Here is a 16,325-nt window from a genome sequence, read left to right as displayed (position 1 = left end):
CCGGCCGGTAGTTTAGGCTTATAGCCTTTGTGCAAACCACCCTTTGGAAGGGTGGTTATGATTTTAAGGAAGAAGAAAAAATTTCGGTCACCAGGAAGGTGTGGATTTCCGCTTCAGAACGCTCGCTTTCCACATGCCCGCACCCGGGGTCCCCAAAAAGTGCTTTTTACTTTTTGGGGTGGTGGTCGGGGTCCCCAAAAAGTGCTTTTTACTTTTTGGGGTGGTATTGAAGTGCTAGCTTCGGCGTTGTCACACGGACGTGACGGGTTTAGCCGACGTTCCTTAATGACGTGACGCTTTTAGCCGATTGTCCTTAGTGGCCTCAGCAAATTTTGGAATGGATTATCTGTGTGTTCAAAAAATTGATGAATAAAAATCCCCTGTCCCTGCGTCTACTCGTATCGCTTCGTCATCAAGCTTTTCAGAACAACTCGAAGTTTATTTCGAGAAGACATGATGGTCCAGCTTCCAAAGGATTCTAATTTAGGTATCCGTGAGTCAGCGGCGCTGAGGGAACACTCTGTATAAGTGTTCCGAATCTCGCGTCTTCCGCCCCAATCAACTTGATTACTGCTGAAGGTGCATTTTTGTATTAAAAGCTTTTCAAAATCCAACTAAGGACCGGCGCTCTTACCTGGTTCTTTATTTATTTTCGCACACGCATAAAACCATAAGGACTAGGTATACTAAAGGAGATTATTGCTAAAAATAGTAAAGACCATGAATAGGAGTGATGAATATGAAGGCATTCGTCGCTATATTTTTAAGCGCGATGGTCGCCTTTGCCGGGGTTCCAACTGCTTCGGTTTTTGCAAAGGAGAAAAAGGATTCACAAGCATTAGTAGACAATGTAAAGTCTGCAATATTACTTGAGAAGGATACTGGAAAGGTGCTTTATTCAAAGAATATGGATAAAGAATTACCACCAGCAAGTATGACGAAAATCATGACACTCCTCCTTATCTTTAAAGCGCTTGACAATAAAACACTTTCATTAGATGAAAAAGTACAAGTAAGTGAACACGCCGCTTCAATGGGGGGTTCACAAATCTTTTTAGAGGCCGGAGAAAAAATGACGGTTAATGATTTGTTAAAAGCGATAGCGATTGGTTCCGCAAACGATGCTTCAATGGCCATGGCCGAACATCTTGCAGGTTCTGAAAAAAGTTTTGTCAAAAAAATGAATAAAGAGGCTAAAGCACTTGGTTTAAAGCATACTCATTTCAGTAATCCGACTGGACTTCCTACAGATGATCACTATTCAACGGCACATGATATGGCGATGATGGCAAAAGCATTGTTGAATTATCCAGAAGTTCTTAAATATACGTCTACATATGAGGATTATTTAAGAGAAAATACGGATAAGAAGTTTTGGTTGGTCAATACAAATAAAATGTTGAAAACGTATCAAGGTATTGACGGCTTAAAAACAGGGTTTACACAGGAAGCGAAATATTGTTTAACTGCAACAGCAAAACGCAACGGCATGCGTGTCATTGCAGTTGTCATGGGAGCACCAACGCCTAAAGAGCGTAACAAAGAAGTGGCCAGCATGTTAAATTATGCCTTTGCACATTTCCAAACCAAGGAATTGGTCCCTAAAGGGAAAGTCATGAGGCAAGTTCAAGTGAATAAAAGTAAAGAAGGAACGGTTCCAGTTGTGACCCAATTACCTGTTGTTTATTTAAAAGAAAAAGGTAAGCAAAACGAGAAGATCCATAAGGAAATCATTGTGCATAAGAATTTGAAGGCACCGATGAAAGCTGGGACACCGGTTGGTTACTATATTGTCTCTTCAAAAGACGAGATCTTAAGTAAAACACCTCTTGTCGTTAGAGAGGATGTTCATAAAGCAAAATGGTGGCATTTATTTAAGCGAAGTATCGGAAAAATGACAAATGGGTCGTGGTGAGTCGAACTTCCACTAGTTTTGTCATGAAGAAGGAATTGTGATTTTTAACAGCGAAATTGTGTTATTAAAGGCAGTTAAAAACTTTCTACTTAGGTAGCCTTAACGATTAAAGGGTTTAAATTTTGAAAGTTAAAAGGAGGAGAAACCTGTTGGGACTTCATATTGATTTAGAAGTGAAGGATCAAGTCCTTTGCGTGCGCTTAGTTGGGGAACTAGATCATCACTCAGCAGAGGATTTACGTGCTCAAGTTACTCAAATTTTGGATCAACATTTAATTAAGCATATCCTGCTCAATCTTGGTGAATTGGAGTTTATGGATAGTTCTGGACTCGGTGTTATTTTAGGGCGTTATAAGCAAATTACCAGTATCGGTGGTGAAATGGTGGTTTGTTCAATCTCTGCTCCGGTAAAACGATTGTTTGAAATGTCTGGGATGTTCAAAATCATTCGATTTGAAGATAGTGAAGCTGCTGCGCTTCAAAATTTGGGGGTGGCCTAATTGAGAAACGAAATGTCACTCGAGTTTTCGGCTATTAGTGAAAATGAATCTTTTGCAAGGGTTACTGTTGCAGCTTTTGTAGCTCAACTCGACCCTACGATGGACGAGCTCACTGAAATTAAGACCGTCGTTTCTGAAGCCGTTACAAATGCGATTATTCATGGCTATGAAAATAGAGGTGTAGGCAGTGTCTATATCCAAGCCTGGATTGAGGATGATGTGATCAGTTTAACGATTAGAGACGAAGGTGTAGGTATTGACAATCTTGATGAAGCAAGGCAGCCGTTATATACAACGAAACCTGAATTAGAACGTTCAGGAATGGGATTTACAATTATGGAAAACTTTATGGATCATATTGAAGTCACTTCTGTTCCTGGGCAAGGAACGACCGTTTTTTTAACCAAACATCTTTCAAAAAATAAGGCCTTGTGCAATTAACTAGGGAGACATGCCTATGGATGTCAGAGTTAAACATGATGCAAAAGAGCCGTTATTGGATGATGAAGAAGTAAAAGAGCTCATAAAACGCAGCCAAGATGGAGAGAAAGAAGCTCGGGATATTATTGTCCAAAAGAATATGCGGCTTGTCTGGTCGGTGGTTCAACGTTTTCTGAACCGTGGATATGAAGCAGATGATTTATTTCAAATCGGCTGTATAGGCCTTCTTAAATCCGTAGATAAATTTGATCTCTCTTACGATGTAAAATTTTCGACCTATGCAGTGCCCATGATTATTGGCGAAATTCAGCGCTTTATTCGGGATGATGGGACAATAAAGGTGAGCCGTTCTTTAAAAGAGATGGGGAATAAAGTACGCAAAAAAAGAGATGCCCTCTCAAAATCACTCGGTAGAAATCCAACGGTTAATGAATTAGCAGAAGCGTTGGAGATTTCTACTGAAGAAGTGATTATGTCTCAGGAGGCCATTCGATCTCCTTCTTCTATACATGAAACAGTCTATGAAAATGATGGCGATCCTATTACATTGTTGGATCAAATCTCAGATAAAGATGAAGGCGCGTGGTTTGATAAAATTGCTTTGCGTGAAGCGGTGCAGCATCTTCAAGAAAGAGAACGGTTGATTGTCTATCTCCGTTATTTTAAGGATCAAACACAGTCCGAGGTTGCCAAGCGATTAGGAATCTCTCAAGTGCAGGTCTCGCGATTAGAGAAGAAAATATTAACAGATATTAAAGGTCAAATGGTGGATTAACCATTTGGCCTTTTTTTGTATGTTTAACTTTGCGGAAGCCCTTATAAGTGCAACTTAGGCTTGAGGCGTGGCATAACCAAGTTTTCAGAATGACTAGAAAGCATAACATTTCTGGTATTCAGGACGGTATGGATCTTTACTCCAATCCACTTGGTGCTGACGGTGCATTTTGGTAAAACACATTTTAATGCCCAACTGAATGAGGACAGGACATGCTTTTTGTCTGGTTTTACTTAAGCAATAATTTTTAAGTTAAGCACTAAAGAATAATGGAGTGGAAAGTTATGGTTAATGATCGGGTAAAGAATGTTTGTATGCCTTGATAAGCATACTAGTACCAAGGGGTGAGGCAAATGGAATCGGGAACTATAACTATTTACATTCGACTTCGACACAAAATTTCAGGTGTCTTACACGAAACCCTAACGTTAGACAGACTGGCACAGGTCATTGCTCCTGAAAAAATAAAATCTCATATTGATAAGATGGTCATTCATCAAATAAAACAAGAAGATAATTCTTATGTTGTGATCGATGCTATGGATATTATTCGACGCATTTATCAACACTATCCTAATAGCGATATTCAAACCGTCGGACCATCACAAACTATAGTTGTCGTGAGTACCAAGCCGAAAAAAGCGAGGCTCATATTGTTTGCTCTTGTTTGGATCTTACTTTTTATTGGAGCCGGATTAACGATCATGAACTTTCATGAGGATGTTGCTATGCAAGAGGTCCATCAAAAAATTTACACGATGGTGACTGGAAAGGTCGATTTCAAGCCTTTGATCCTGCAAATTCCTTACTCTATAGGGATTGGGATCGGGATGATCTTGTTTTTTAATCACATTTTCAAGAAACGATTTAATGAAGAACCGAGTCCATTAGAAGTAGAAATGTTTAATTATGAACAAGATCTTGATCGCTACATTGCCTTTCATGAAAAAGAGAAAAATGAAGTGGGGAATCATCGTGATTAGCTCATTGATATTAATCATTGTAGGTTTTTCTGGTGGGTTAGCCGTAGGCTGTGGTTTTGTAGCCTTTCTTGCGGTTCTTGGCATCATTCCTCGACTTGCTCAGTTAACAAAAACGTATGGATATATCAGAGCTTATGAATGGAGCATTGTAGCTAGTGCAGTCATCGGGTCTTGGTTATCTTTAAGAAATACATCCTTTCATTTATCCCATGTTCTTTTAATTCCTATCGGTTTAGGAGCGGGCGTTTTTGTTGGCATGTTAGCAGCAGCTCTTACAGAAGTCTTAAATGTTCTTCCTATTTTAGCAAAGAGGATTGGCATACATGAACAAATATTACTTTTGTTGATGGCCATTGTCTTGGGAAAGGTGTTTGGCTCCCTATTTCATTGGTCGTTTTTTGTTGATAAATAAGCAATTTAAAGTGAGGGATTATAATGGAGTCTATCAATGATCAAAAGAATTATAAAAAGAATATCAAGGCTTACCATCCTAAAACAAATTATTTTATCAATTGCTTAAAAGCTTTTCTCGTGGGTGGTTTTATTTGTTTTTTAGGTCAATGCATTGAAAGCTTCTATCTAGCCGTAACAAACTTTAATGAAAAAACAGTTGGGAATCCAACAGTAGCTACTTTAATCTTAATTTCTTCGCTTTTAACCGGATTTGGCGTCTATGACAAAATTGGGCAATTCGCTGGAGCGGGATCGTTAATACCTGTCACAGGCTTTGCAAATTCCATTACAAGTGCGGCGCTTGAGCATAAGAGTGAAGGCATTGTATTGGGAATTGCAACAAATTTATTTAAACTTGCTGGAGCCGTGATTGTATTTGGGGTTGTGTCCGCAGCGGTTTTCGGCATTATAAGACTTACGATTAATAATTTGCTTGGCTAGGAGGTCATTGACGATGAAAATTGGGAAACAATCTTGGCGTTTTTCAAATGATGTTTATTTAACGTCGACGGGGACTACCTCTGGTCCTTTAGAAGCCAAAGGGCCACTCGGTACGAATTTTGATAAAACCTATGCCAACTTACATTGTGGCGAAAAAAATTGGGAGGCCGCTGAAAGAAAATTAATGCGGGATGCCATTGATATATGTTTGAAAAATGTCAATAAAAAGCCAGAAGATATCGATTTTTTTATGGCAGGAGATTTGTTAAACCAAGTCGTAACTTCAAATATCATTGCCAGTGAACATCAAATTCCTCATCTCGGCATGTTTGGTGCCTGCTCGACATCTATGCAAACTTTAGCCCTGGCTTCTCAATTTGTAGATAGTGGGTTTGCGGATTCCGTTGTTACGGCTGTTAGTAGTCATAATGCCACTGCAGAGCGCCAGTTCCGTTATCCAACAGAATACGGGGGGCCGAAGCCTAAAACGGCCACTTTCACCGTCACTGGTGCCGGAGCTTCAATGGTCAGCCGTGAACCTTCGAAAATAAAAATTACGGAGGCCACCATTGGTCGAGTGATGGATTGGGGTATTAATGATGCGAATGATATGGGATCGGCCATGGCACCAGCGGCCGCTGATACCATTGAGACGCACTTAGCAGATACCGGTAGACAACCTGAAGACTATGACATGATCGCGACGGGGGATCTTTCGAGTGTGGGAAGTCCGATCCTAAGAGAGCTTTTATGGGAACGCGGCATTGATATTAACGGAGTGCATCAGGATTGTGGCTTGATGTTGTTTAGTCCCGATCAACCGGTTTTTGCAGGTGGGAGTGGTGCAGCTTGTTCGGCTATCGTGACTTATAGTTATATCGCTAATCAATTAAGGGAAGGCAAACTCAGGAGAGTCCTCATTGTTGCCACAGGTGCACTCCATAATCCGACGATTATTTATCAAAAACAATCGATTCCCTGTATTGCACATGGTGTCGTTTTAGAATCAACGGTAGGAGGCGAGTAATTTGGAGTTCTTATGGGCATTTGTTATAGGAGGGCTGATTTGTGTTGTTGGCCAACTTTTACTTGATTTATTTAAACTTACGCCGGCACATGTCATTGTCTCATTTGTCGTGATAGGTGCATTTCTCGACTCCTTTGGCTTATATGATAAACTCATCGAATTCGCTGGCGCAGGGGCTACGATCCCTATTACAAGTTTTGGTCACTCCCTTCTTCACGGAGCGATGGCGGAAGCGGATCAGCATGGGTATATAGGTATTGCTATAGGAACCTTTTCTTTAACATCTGCAGGTATTACCTCAGCCATATTATTCGGGTTTCTAGTGGCATTAATTTTCAAACCGAAAGGATGATGTCCGTGGTACGTCATGTCATCTTAGTTACTGATGGGGATAAATATGCAAAAGAAGCAGTGGAACGGACAGCTAAGGATATGGGATTACGATGTATTTCTCAGTCAGCGGGGAATCCAACTCAACTTACTGGGCAAGCTATTGTTAATTTAATTCTTCAAACCCCTTTTGATCCTGTTTTGGTTATGTTTGATGATTGTGGATTCAATGGAAAGGGACCTGGAGAAAAAGCAATGGAATACGTTGCCCGTCACCCTGACATTCAACCGTTAGGAGCAGTTGCTGTTGCTTCCCATAGTGGATTTAACGAGTGGTCAAGAGTTGATGTCAGTATAGACCAAAATGGGGAGCTCACTCCGTATGGGGTGGACAAGAACGGTGTGGCAGACCTAGAAATAGGGCGGATTGCCGGAGATACCGTCTATTCGTTGGACCGCCTTCAACTTCCCGTTGTTGTAGGCGTTGGGGACATAGGAAAGATTTATGGCGTTGATGCAGCTATAGCGGGAGCTCCCATTACTAAGGCGGCCATACAACTTATTTTAGAAAGGAGTGGGTATCATGCCTCTAAAAGCGGAAAACGACAAGGAACAGATAAAGAAGAGAATTAAAGAGAATAAGACGTACTTGGAAGAACGTGTAGGTGTAGGCACGAGCTTTGATGTCGGCGTCCGGGAAATGAAAATTTTAGGTCAACAAATTGAAGTCGTTTATTGTAACTCTCTTGTCGATTCATTAAGTGTCATTGAACTCTTAAGAGAATTACTGAGGTTAGTTGATCTACATAAAACAGGAACAGATGTAAAAGAGGTCATAAAAAACCATTTGGCTCACGAACAAGTCACAGAAATAAAAACATTAGATGAGGCCGTAGACAATATGCTGTCAGGACTTATTGTCATTTTTATCGACGGCCAGTCCATTGGACTCGTTGTCGATACTCGACATTATCCTGGCAGACAACCCGCAGAACCTGATATTGAAAGGGTAGTTCGTGGTTCAAAAGATGGTTTCACCGAAAATATTATTGAGAATATTGGTTTAATCCGTCGGCGCATCCGTGATGAACGTTTTCGAACGGAAATGTTAAAAGTGGGTGAACGCTCAAAAACAGACGTCTCTCTTATTTATTTAAAAGATGTTGCTGACCCTGGGCTCGTTAAAGCGTTAAAAAAGGAAATCAAAAAAATTGAGGTCGATGGCATTCCAATGGCCGATAAAACCATTGAAGAATTTGTCATCAAGCAAGGATTAAATCCTTACCCACTAGTAAGATATACCGAAAGACCGGATGTTGCAGCAGCGCATATTTTAGAAGGTCATGTTCTTGTTGTATGCGACACTTCACCCAGTATTATTATTTTTCCAACCACCTTTTTTCATCATGTCCAGCATGCTGAAGAATACCGACAAACTCCTGTTGTGGGTGGGTTTCTAAGATGGAGCCGTTTTATAGCGATTCTCCTTTCCATTTTTCTTGTGCCCCTATGGTTAGTGCTTGTCATGAACCCTGATGTCCTCCCTGATTGGCTCAACTTTCTTGGGCCTGGGAAGAAGGACTACCATTTGCCCATTGTGTTACAAATTTTAATGGCGGAGGTCGGAATTGAGATTATTCGTATGGCTGCTGTTCATACTCCGACATCACTCTCAACAGCATTAGGCTTAATTGCTGCTGTATTGATTGGACAAATTGCGGTTCAAGTCGGTGTCTTTATTCCAGAAGTCATCTTGTATTCATCGGTATCAGCGATTGGTGCGTTCGCGACACCCAGCTATGAGCTAAGTGAAGCCAACAAGATAATTCGAATCCTGCTGATTATTATTGTGGCCATTTTTGGAGTGCCGGGGTTTATGTTTGGCATGACCTTACTGATACTGTACTTAGCAAGAGTGAAAAATTTAAACACACCTTTCTTATGGCCGTTTATACCTTTTTACCCAGTAGCTATGTTCAATGTATTTGTTCGAACCTCATTACCTTTAGCCAGAATTCGTCCAAGTATTGTTCGGCCACAGAACAAGTTGAGACAACCTAAGGAAAATAACGGATAAAGCAAGGCATTAGGCAGTGATTTCCCACTTTGTGAGCATTAGGACAGCTTAAAGTGGGAGAGATGACTGCCATTTCTTGTGAATAGACATTTACAATTGCCCTATTCCTTGCTAGAATATAGTTTATTTAGATAAATGATCAATTAATATCTTGAGTAAAGACGACTCTTAGATTTTTTGATACCTTAAAGCATTGAGCTATTTGAACTTGAGCTTATGTTTGATGTACATAAGCTTTTTTCAGTAGTTTACATTAATAAAATAAAAATCTTATTCGAATTTGAAAAAGGTAGGAGAAAAAACTCATGCGCGGGACTCAAACCATTAATCATAAGAATCATTTGGAGATCGGAGGAGTAGATACCGTTACACTTGCAGAGAAATATGGTACACCGCTTTATGTTTACGATGTAGAAACGATTCGAGCCAAAAGCCGCGCTTTTAAAGCTGCTTTTGATCATTACCCCATAAATTATAAGGTTGCTTATGCAAGTAAAGCCTTTTCATCAGTAGCGATGGTTCAATTGGCAGCAGAGCTTGATCTAGCATTAGATGTTGTATCTGGAGGCGAGTTATATACCGCTCTTGTTGCGGGTTATCCTTCAGAAAATATTCATTTTCATGGTAACAATAAATCAGAGCAGGAAATAAAAATGTCCATTGAGCATCATATTGGTGCGATTGTTGTCGATAATTTCAGTGAACTTGAAATGGTGAAAAATATCTCTGAGATGGAGCAAAAGCAAGTTAAAGTTTTGCTGAGGATGACACCAGGTGTGGAAGCACATACACATGAGTATATTACAACTGGCCAAATGGACTCAAAATTTGGTTTTGATTTAATGAATGGGGAAGTGAAGCGGGCCATTCAATTTGCTCTTGAAGCCAAAACGATCGAACTTTGTGGACTTCATTCCCATATCGGTTCCCAAATTTTTGATGTGAATGGCTTTATCCATGCTATTCAAAGGGTATATGACCACATAGCCATATGGCACAAGGAATTGAATTATACACCAGACATCCTAAATGTCGGAGGCGGCTTTGGGATTGCTTATACCAAAAAAGATGAACCACAACCAGTGGAGACCTTAATTAGAAGCATAGTTGAAACGGTCATAGCGGAAGCGGAAAAACATGAATTAGGCTTGCCAGAGATTTGGATTGAGCCTGGTCGTTCAATTGTTGGTGAAGCAGGGACGACATTATATACTGTTGGCACTCAAAAGAACATCCCTAATGTGCGAAAATACATCACGGTGGATGGTGGGATGAGCGATAATCTTCGTCCTGCTTTGTATCAAGCAGAATATGAAGCTATAATTGCCAATCGGGCAGGAGAACTTCCTGAGGAACATGTTGCTGTGGCTGGAAAGCTATGTGAGTCAGGGGATATTTTAATCCAAGATATCGAGCTTCCAGTTGCAGAAAGAGGAGACCTACTTGCAGTCTTTTGTACGGGGGCCTATGGATATTCAATGTCAAATAATTACAACAGATTGCCCCGCCCCGCAGTTGTGTTTGTTGAAGAAGGACAGGACCAGTTGGTCATAAAACGTGAAACCTATGAAGATTTGTTGCAGTTTGATTTATCCTTACAAACGCCGATAAAAGAGAAATAAGGCACAGTATTTAGTCTTTTGTCCATATTTTGTGATTTGACTATAAGAGAAACTTGATGTATTTTTTATAGTGTTATGCACATAAATAAAAAAGTTGGTTATAATAATTATAGTTATAGTTATGGTTCTTGGTAAAAAAGTTTAATAAGGTTTAAGTTTAACGAAAGTTACCAAGTAAATGTCCTAGTATAGATAAGTTCAAGGCTTTATGCTAAATATAAGTATAAAGTGGAAAGAAATGTGAAATGCTAGTGATAAGAAAAGCCAGACTAAATAAGGAGTTTACTAATGTTAATTCGTTATAAACGGACTTACGAGAAAATTGCAATGGGTCTATTGTCTTTTGTTCCTACAGAAAAAGATTTGAAAAATCTAATGCAGACGATTAAGCATTATGAGGATGAAGACAATTGGCAATTGTTTCTCTGGAAGGAAGAAGACATTATTGGTATTATAGGCGTGGAAATAATTGGAGAAACGGCAGCGCTAAAGCATGTTAGTGTTAACCCTTCTCACCGACAACAAGGTGTTGCTCGACGAATGGTAAGGGCTTTGCAAGAGATGATTGGTTCAAAATACACCATCGTTCCGTCAGAACAAACAAAAGAATTCTTTGAAAAGTGTCTGAAGCCGATCACTGATGAAGAGTGAATCGGTGTTTTTTTCTTAAGCCAAGTGTTTGAGATTAAAGGCTATACCAAAATAGTGGAATTTTTTTGAGAAATAGGTACATATCTAATCTCCTTTCCCTTTTCCTGCATAGGCTAAATAGGAAGACTCGATTGCCACGTTTATGTTTATGTCGGCGAGAAGGGGGAGGATCAATGTGTCCCGCGAACACTGTTATAAGTTATTATCACAGGCTATTGGAGAGGCTGTCAAACTAGAAACTTCCGATGGTGCTCTGTATAAAGGGATAGTCGTTCAACTAGATGCCAATTACCTTTATCTTTATGGCATTGACGAAAACGAAAAGCAACAAGGGATGGTACAGATTACGCCAGACAATGTCGATGTCATTCCTTTAGCTTCGATTGTGATGCTGGATATTCTATCGATCTTTTAGTTTGTAGGGTGTTTTATGCATAGGGCATCGGTTAATGGGTCAATTGAATGACGATGCTGGTCATGATATAATATGCCTAGTTTTTTACCCATTTAAAGTTAAAAAGGGGTCATTTGTAACAGTCTTTCGTTTGCACCGTCAGAGTTTATCCTTTTGAGGAAGACCTTATAAGTGCAACTTTGGCTTCCGCCATTAAAGACTTGGCGTAAAGCCAAGTTTTCTAAAGTTTCCTAAGTATATAGGGTGGGCTTGATTTGGAATATAAAGTTAAAATTGACGCGTTTGAAGGACCTTTAGACCTCTTACTACATCTTATTAAAAAGCTGGAGATTGATATCTATGATATTCCAGTTGCCGTCATTACAGAACAGTATTTAGAGTTTATTCATCAAATGAAGGTCTTACAATTGGATGTAGCAAGTGAATATTTAGTGATGGCTGCCTCTTTGATTGAAATGAAGAGTCGCATGCTATTACCCAAACAAGAGCCCTTGGAGACAGACTTTGCGCCTTTTGAGGAAGAAGAAGACCCTCGAGAGGAACTAGTCAAACGATTACTTGAGTATAAACAATATAAACAAGCTGCTGATTTCTTAAAGGATAGAGAAGAAGAGCAAAGTCTCGTGTTCTCTAAGCCTCCACATGATCTATCAAGCTATAAGAAACATTCAAATGAGGTTCAACTGTCCAATGTTTCTGTTTATGATATGCTCTCGGCCTTTAGACATATGCTGGTTCGCAAGCGTTTAGAGGAGCCTTTAAATACAAAGATAGAAAGACAATCCTTGCCTATTGGACCCAGAATGAAGGAGATAGTTACGAGGCTAAATGTCTCTGGACGCTCACAACCCTTTTCTTCGCTCTTCGCTTATCCTAATTCTACGCATGTGGTGGTTACATTCTTAGCAGTCCTTGAGTTGATGAAGAATCATACAATTATCTGCAGCCAAGAACACAACTTTTCTGAAATTATGATTACACTAATGGAGGGAGTGGCTAAAGATGAGCGATAGAAAGACACACTTTTCCATTCTTGAAGCGCTTTTATATGTTACAGGAGAGGAAGGTATCTCGAGTGAACAACTAATCGAGGTTCTAGAGTTACCTCTTGATGAGATTCACCCATTGATGGAAGCTTTTAAACAGCATTTAAATGAGTCAGAGGAACGGGGACTAGCGCTTGTAGAGGTTGCTGGTGTCTATCAATTGACGACTAAGCCTAAGCTTGCCAACTATATTGAAAAACTGGTTGAAGCACCAAAACCAACGTCTTTATCTCAGGCCGCTTTGGAAACATTAGCGGTTATTGCTTATAAGCAGCCCGTCTCCCGCGCCGAGGTTGAGGACATCAGAGGGGTTAAATCAGAAAAAGCAATACACACGCTCGTTTCTAAAGGCTTGATCAAAGAGGTTGGCCGAGCCGAGGGAACCGGACGTGCCATTCTTTATGGTGTGACCTCTCATTTTCTTTCGCATTTTGGTTTGAATTCTATAGAGGAGTTACCCCCTATGCCAGAAACAACAGAAGAGATCAAAGAAGGAGAAGCTGACCTTTTTTATGAGCGGTTTCAGCAAACGGTCTTAGAGTTTTAATTTCATTACTGCAATGTGGACTCTGCAATTATTACTATAATAAAGCCATCATTTTAACTTGCCTAGGGCAAGTTTTTTTCATATTCTGCTTAGCCAAGCATAAACTTGTACAAAAATAGATAAGGGCGGGGTGACACCTTGGTTAAGCTTAAAAGATGTATACTTTTTATTATAATCATCGCCTTGATCATGCCAGTTGTTTTCATAAAGAAAACAATGGCCTTGCCACTCACAACTTCTAGTGTGCATGTTTCAGCAGAGTCCGCGATCTTAATGGACCAAGATACCGGGCGGGTTTTATATGGTAAGGATATACATAAGCCGATGCGCATCGCGAGTATTACTAAAGTAATGACAGCTATTCTTGCAATTGAATCTGGGAAATTGGATAAGACCGTTACGGTTAGTGACAATGCTTTTGGAACAGAGGGCTCATCACTTTATCTTAAAAAGGGTGAGAAAATCAAATTAAAAGATCTTGTTTATGGTTTATTACTAAGGTCTGGGAACGATGCTGCTGTTGCCATTGCAGAAGCTGTTGGAGGGAGTAAAGAGGGCTTTGTTTATCTCATGAATAAAAAGGCGAAAGAGTTAGGGATGTTAGATACAACCTTTGCAAACCCTCATGGATTAGATGACGAATTACATCGTTCGACGGCTTATGATATGGCATTGTTAACAAAGTATGCGATGAAAAATCCGACGTTTCAGAAAATGTTTAAAACAAAATATTATACGGCACCACAAGAAGGAGAAAAATGGGACAGGAAATGGAAAAATAAAAATAAACTTCTCTTTAATTATGATTATTCAACCGGTGGCAAAACAGGTTATACCAAAAAGACCGGTCGCACCCTGATTTCCACTGCTTCTAATGATGATAAGAATTATATTGTTGTCACCTTAAATGATGGTGATGATTGGAATGATCATATGAATCTCTTTAATTGGGGGTTCAAGCAATTCCAACAAGTGAAGATCGCAGAAAAAGGGAAATTGCAAGGCGTTAAAAAGAAATATTATGACAGTCCTCTTTATCTTCATCGAGACATTGTGATGCCACTTACTGCAAAGGAGAAAGAAGCAATATCCACTGAACTGATCTTATATAAGCCCAAAAACGGGAAAAAATTCAAAAAGCGACCAGAGGTGGCAGGGCAATTTAAAGTCAAAATAAAGGACGCAGTTATTGAACAAGTCCCTGTATTTTATAAAAAACCGCCGAAAGAGAAAAAAAGTTTTTGGTCCTTCTTTCATTTTGCATTATCCCACATAGTCGAGCAGGTCAGCCATGATTAACTATATATGGGTAGGGATGTTTGTTATTGGTCTTGTTTACGCAGCGTTCACGGGCAACATGGAGGCCGTGAATAAAGCTATCTTCCAATATGCTGAAGAGGGCGTTACCCTTTGCTTAGGCTTAATTTTCGTGCTCGTTTTTTGGCTGGGGATTATGAAAATTGCTGAGGTTGCAGGGTTGCTCAATAAATTGGCGGGCCTATTTAAACCTATTCTAAAAAAACTATTTCCAGAGGTCCCTGAAGATCATCCTGCTATGGGGTATATTCTTTCGAATACCGTCGCGAATTTTTTTGGACTCGGGAATGCCGCGACACCGATGGGAATTAAAGCAATGGAGCAATTAAAAAAGCTCAATCATGACCGTCCAGAAGCTAGTAGGTCTATGATTACACTCCTTGCTTTAAATACGTCAAGCTTAACTTTAATCCCGACAACAGTCATTGCGATCCGGATGCAATATGGCTCGGAAAATCCGACTGAAATTGTGGGAACAACATTATTAGCGACAACCATTACGACGATTGCGGCCGTCCTCATCGATCGATTTTTTTACTATCGCAGAAAACGTAAAGCGGCTAAAAAATAGTATGAAGATAGGAGGAGGGGCATATGGCATTAATCTCGTCAGTTTCAATCTGGATGATACCTCTTATCATTGGTATTGTTCTCCTCTATGGAACATGGAAGCGTGTACCCACATATGAAACCTTTGTTGATGGTGGCAAAGAAGGCTTTCAAATGGCAGTTTCTATCATTCCTTATTTGGTCGGTATGCTTGTTTCAATAGGGGTGTTTCGAGCGTCGGGGGCAATGGATGCTCTTATTGATCTGATTAAGCCTTTTCTTTCGGCTGTAGGTATCCCTGCTGAGATTATTCCGCAGGCCCTTATTCGTCCGCTTTCGGGAAATGGTGCACTCGGTATGATGACCGATTTATTTAAGACAAAGGGTCCTGATTCTTATATTGGACGGCTTGCTTCCACGCTTCAGGGAGCAACCGATACGACATTGTATATAGTCACCGTTTATTTTGGTGCCATAGGTATTCGGAAAATAGGCGATTCATTAAAAGTCGGCTTTTTAGCTGATTTTGTAGGCATTATCGGAGCCATTGTGGTGGTTAAACTTGTCTTTGGTTAATCTTTTGCCTCATTCATAGTTTATATTAAAAAACACGCCTAGTTAAGGTGTGTTTTTGTTTTTGTGTTTTTAAGGAGGCGAATGAATAGAGGCTCTATTATTAATTTGTGAGAAGACGTTTTTCTGGAAGGGCTTCTTTACTCAGAGGGTATGAATTTCGGGGTTGGAATAAATTGCGACGTAACAGATTGGTGGATTTCCGCTCTAGGTCGCTCGCTTTCCATGGGCACGGCCTTAGCTAACTTGGAAATGGATTAATTTGAGTTCCCAAGTCTTTATGCTACAAATCTCCTGTCCCTATGTCTACGAGTATTGCTTCGTCGTCAGCTTCCTCGGAACAACTCAAAGTGAGTTCGTGAAGTAACGCTCGTTGCTGTTCCCGAAGGAGTCTGGCGTCTTTCGCACTGGATTGCTGTCGACGCCTTTGTTAGAAGCAGCCGTCTTTAATACAAGCGCAGCGCTATTTTGTTAATTTCAGTTTTGGTTCGTGCGCGATTTGGGAGTTGCAGCTAGCTTTTGAAAGAGAGGAGCGTCTTTTGTGAGTCCGCTCCTTCTTTAGTGCAAGCACAGCACTCATTTGTTTCTCACGTTTTTTCGGGCAGCTACCCGTTAGGTCGCCATCTATATCAAAATCAAACGATGCGAAAGAGTAGCATGTTT

Annotated in this window: 19 protein-coding genes; all 19 read left to right on the top strand. The window is 40.2% G+C overall.

The genetic code is table 11. The features are described 5' to 3' along the window. Window positions 1-739 precede the first annotated feature (739 nt). The 19 genes from IEV91_RS06815 (at window position 740) to IEV91_RS06725 (ending at window position 15,665) form a co-directional block, all read left to right on the top strand. Window positions 740-1,915 (top strand): D-alanyl-D-alanine carboxypeptidase family protein, encoded by a 1,176-nt coding sequence (locus IEV91_RS06815; protein ID WP_188496668.1) that lies wholly within the window; start codon window positions 740-742, stop codon window positions 1,913-1,915. Between the two features lie 149 nt (window positions 1,916-2,064). Further along, window positions 2,065-2,415: an anti-sigma F factor antagonist gene (gene spoIIAA, locus IEV91_RS06810; protein ID WP_188496667.1), complete on the top strand. Its 351-nt coding sequence runs from the start codon at window positions 2,065-2,067 to the stop codon at window positions 2,413-2,415. Then, window positions 2,416-2,856 carry an anti-sigma F factor gene (gene spoIIAB, locus IEV91_RS06805; protein ID WP_188496666.1) on the top strand — a complete coding sequence of 147 codons (441 nt, stop codon included), beginning with the start codon at window positions 2,416-2,418 and terminating at the stop codon, window positions 2,854-2,856. It begins immediately after the preceding gene. A 16-nt stretch (window positions 2,857-2,872) separates the two neighbouring features. Beyond that, window positions 2,873-3,631, top strand: coding sequence for an RNA polymerase sporulation sigma factor SigF (gene sigF, locus IEV91_RS06800; protein WP_188496665.1), 759 nt, complete (start codon window positions 2,873-2,875; stop codon window positions 3,629-3,631). Between the two features lie 353 nt (window positions 3,632-3,984). Continuing rightward, complete coding sequence (locus tag IEV91_RS06795) at window positions 3,985-4,614, top strand: stage V sporulation protein AA (protein WP_188496664.1); 630 nt, start codon at window positions 3,985-3,987, stop codon at window positions 4,612-4,614. Beyond that, complete coding sequence (locus tag IEV91_RS06790; RefSeq protein ID WP_239541132.1) at window positions 4,589-5,026, top strand: stage V sporulation protein AB; 438 nt, start codon at window positions 4,589-4,591, stop codon at window positions 5,024-5,026. The genes IEV91_RS06795 and IEV91_RS06790 overlap by 26 nt, the downstream gene beginning before the upstream one ends. A 23-nt stretch (window positions 5,027-5,049) precedes the next feature. Beyond that, entirely contained in the window at window positions 5,050-5,508 is a 459-nt protein-coding gene (gene spoVAC / locus IEV91_RS06785) for a stage V sporulation protein AC (protein ID WP_188496663.1), read from the top strand. 13 nt (window positions 5,509-5,521) lie between these two features. Beyond that, window positions 5,522-6,535, top strand: a complete 1,014-nt coding sequence (gene spoVAD, locus IEV91_RS06780; RefSeq protein WP_188496662.1) for a stage V sporulation protein AD — start codon at window positions 5,522-5,524, stop codon at window positions 6,533-6,535. A gap of 1 nt (window position 6,536) precedes the next feature. Continuing rightward, on the top strand, window positions 6,537-6,887 hold the full coding sequence (gene spoVAE / locus IEV91_RS06775; protein ID WP_188496661.1) for a stage V sporulation protein AE: 351 nt from the start codon (window positions 6,537-6,539) through the stop codon (window positions 6,885-6,887). Continuing rightward, window positions 6,887-7,498, top strand: a complete 612-nt coding sequence (spoVAEA, locus tag IEV91_RS06770) for a stage V sporulation protein SpoVABEA (RefSeq protein WP_188496660.1) — start codon at window positions 6,887-6,889, stop codon at window positions 7,496-7,498. The genes spoVAE and spoVAEA overlap by 1 nt, the downstream gene beginning before the upstream one ends. Beyond that, entirely contained in the window at window positions 7,449-8,942 is a 1,494-nt protein-coding gene (locus tag IEV91_RS06765; protein WP_188496659.1) for a spore germination protein, read from the top strand. Before spoVAEA ends, IEV91_RS06765 begins: the two co-directional genes overlap by 50 nt. Window positions 8,943-9,247: 305 nt before the next feature. Next, window positions 9,248-10,564 carry a diaminopimelate decarboxylase gene (gene lysA / locus IEV91_RS06760; protein ID WP_188496658.1) on the top strand — a complete coding sequence of 439 codons (1,317 nt, stop codon included), beginning with the start codon at window positions 9,248-9,250 and terminating at the stop codon, window positions 10,562-10,564. Window positions 10,565-10,852: 288 nt separating this feature from the next. Then, window positions 10,853-11,215, top strand: a complete 363-nt coding sequence (locus IEV91_RS06755) for a GNAT family N-acetyltransferase (protein ID WP_188496657.1) — start codon at window positions 10,853-10,855, stop codon at window positions 11,213-11,215. A 175-nt stretch (window positions 11,216-11,390) separates the two neighbouring features. Next, window positions 11,391-11,630: a hypothetical protein gene (locus tag IEV91_RS06750; protein WP_188496656.1), complete on the top strand. Its 240-nt coding sequence runs from the start codon at window positions 11,391-11,393 to the stop codon at window positions 11,628-11,630. A gap of 254 nt (window positions 11,631-11,884) precedes the next feature. Then, a complete protein-coding gene (locus tag IEV91_RS06745) occupies window positions 11,885-12,643 on the top strand; it encodes a segregation/condensation protein A (RefSeq protein ID WP_188496655.1) in 759 nt (252 codons plus the stop codon). Next, window positions 12,633-13,223 (top strand): SMC-Scp complex subunit ScpB, encoded by a 591-nt coding sequence (gene scpB, locus IEV91_RS06740; protein WP_188496654.1) that lies wholly within the window; start codon window positions 12,633-12,635, stop codon window positions 13,221-13,223. Before IEV91_RS06745 ends, scpB begins: the two co-directional genes overlap by 11 nt. A gap of 138 nt (window positions 13,224-13,361) precedes the next feature. Then, complete coding sequence (locus tag IEV91_RS06735; protein ID WP_229745444.1) at window positions 13,362-14,522, top strand: D-alanyl-D-alanine carboxypeptidase family protein; 1,161 nt, start codon at window positions 13,362-13,364, stop codon at window positions 14,520-14,522. After that, window positions 14,515-15,111 (top strand): nucleoside recognition domain-containing protein, encoded by a 597-nt coding sequence (locus IEV91_RS06730; protein WP_188496653.1) that lies wholly within the window; start codon window positions 14,515-14,517, stop codon window positions 15,109-15,111. Before IEV91_RS06735 ends, IEV91_RS06730 begins: the two co-directional genes overlap by 8 nt. A 23-nt stretch (window positions 15,112-15,134) precedes the next feature. Beyond that, window positions 15,135-15,665 carry a spore maturation protein gene (locus IEV91_RS06725; protein WP_188496652.1) on the top strand — a complete coding sequence of 177 codons (531 nt, stop codon included), beginning with the start codon at window positions 15,135-15,137 and terminating at the stop codon, window positions 15,663-15,665. Window positions 15,666-16,325 lie beyond the last annotated feature (660 nt).

It is taken from the genome of Pullulanibacillus pueri (genome assembly GCF_014639255.1).
Classification (GTDB): Bacteria; Bacillota; Bacilli; order Bacillales; family Sporolactobacillaceae; genus Pullulanibacillus; species Pullulanibacillus pueri.
Note: the sequence above shows the minus strand (reverse complement) of the source record. Positions and strands in the feature narration are given on the sequence as shown.

Bases quoted from the DNA above. Each gene is read 5' to 3' on its own strand.
- IEV91_RS06815 (WP_188496668.1), top strand. From the start codon at position 740: ATGAAGGCATTCGTCGCTATATTTTTAAGCGCGATGGTCGCCTTTGCC.
- sigF (WP_188496665.1), top strand. From the start codon at position 2,873: ATGGATGTCAGAGTTAAACATGATGCAAAAGAGCCGTTATTGGATGAT.
- IEV91_RS06795 (WP_188496664.1), top strand. From the start codon at position 3,985: ATGGAATCGGGAACTATAACTATTTACATTCGACTTCGACACAAAATT.
- IEV91_RS06790 (WP_239541132.1), top strand. From the start codon at position 4,589: ATGAAGTGGGGAATCATCGTGATTAGCTCATTGATATTAATCATTGTA.
- spoVAC (WP_188496663.1), top strand. From the start codon at position 5,050: ATGGAGTCTATCAATGATCAAAAGAATTATAAAAAGAATATCAAGGCT.
- spoVAD (WP_188496662.1), top strand. From the start codon at position 5,522: ATGAAAATTGGGAAACAATCTTGGCGTTTTTCAAATGATGTTTATTTA.
- spoVAEA (WP_188496660.1), top strand. From the start codon at position 6,887: ATGTCCGTGGTACGTCATGTCATCTTAGTTACTGATGGGGATAAATAT.
- IEV91_RS06765 (WP_188496659.1), top strand. From the start codon at position 7,449: ATGCCTCTAAAAGCGGAAAACGACAAGGAACAGATAAAGAAGAGAATT.
- lysA (WP_188496658.1), top strand. From the start codon at position 9,248: ATGCGCGGGACTCAAACCATTAATCATAAGAATCATTTGGAGATCGGA.
- IEV91_RS06755 (WP_188496657.1), top strand. From the start codon at position 10,853: ATGTTAATTCGTTATAAACGGACTTACGAGAAAATTGCAATGGGTCTA.
- scpB (WP_188496654.1), top strand. From the start codon at position 12,633: ATGAGCGATAGAAAGACACACTTTTCCATTCTTGAAGCGCTTTTATAT.
- IEV91_RS06730 (WP_188496653.1), top strand. From the start codon at position 14,515: ATGATTAACTATATATGGGTAGGGATGTTTGTTATTGGTCTTGTTTAC.
- IEV91_RS06725 (WP_188496652.1), top strand. From the start codon at position 15,135: ATGGCATTAATCTCGTCAGTTTCAATCTGGATGATACCTCTTATCATT.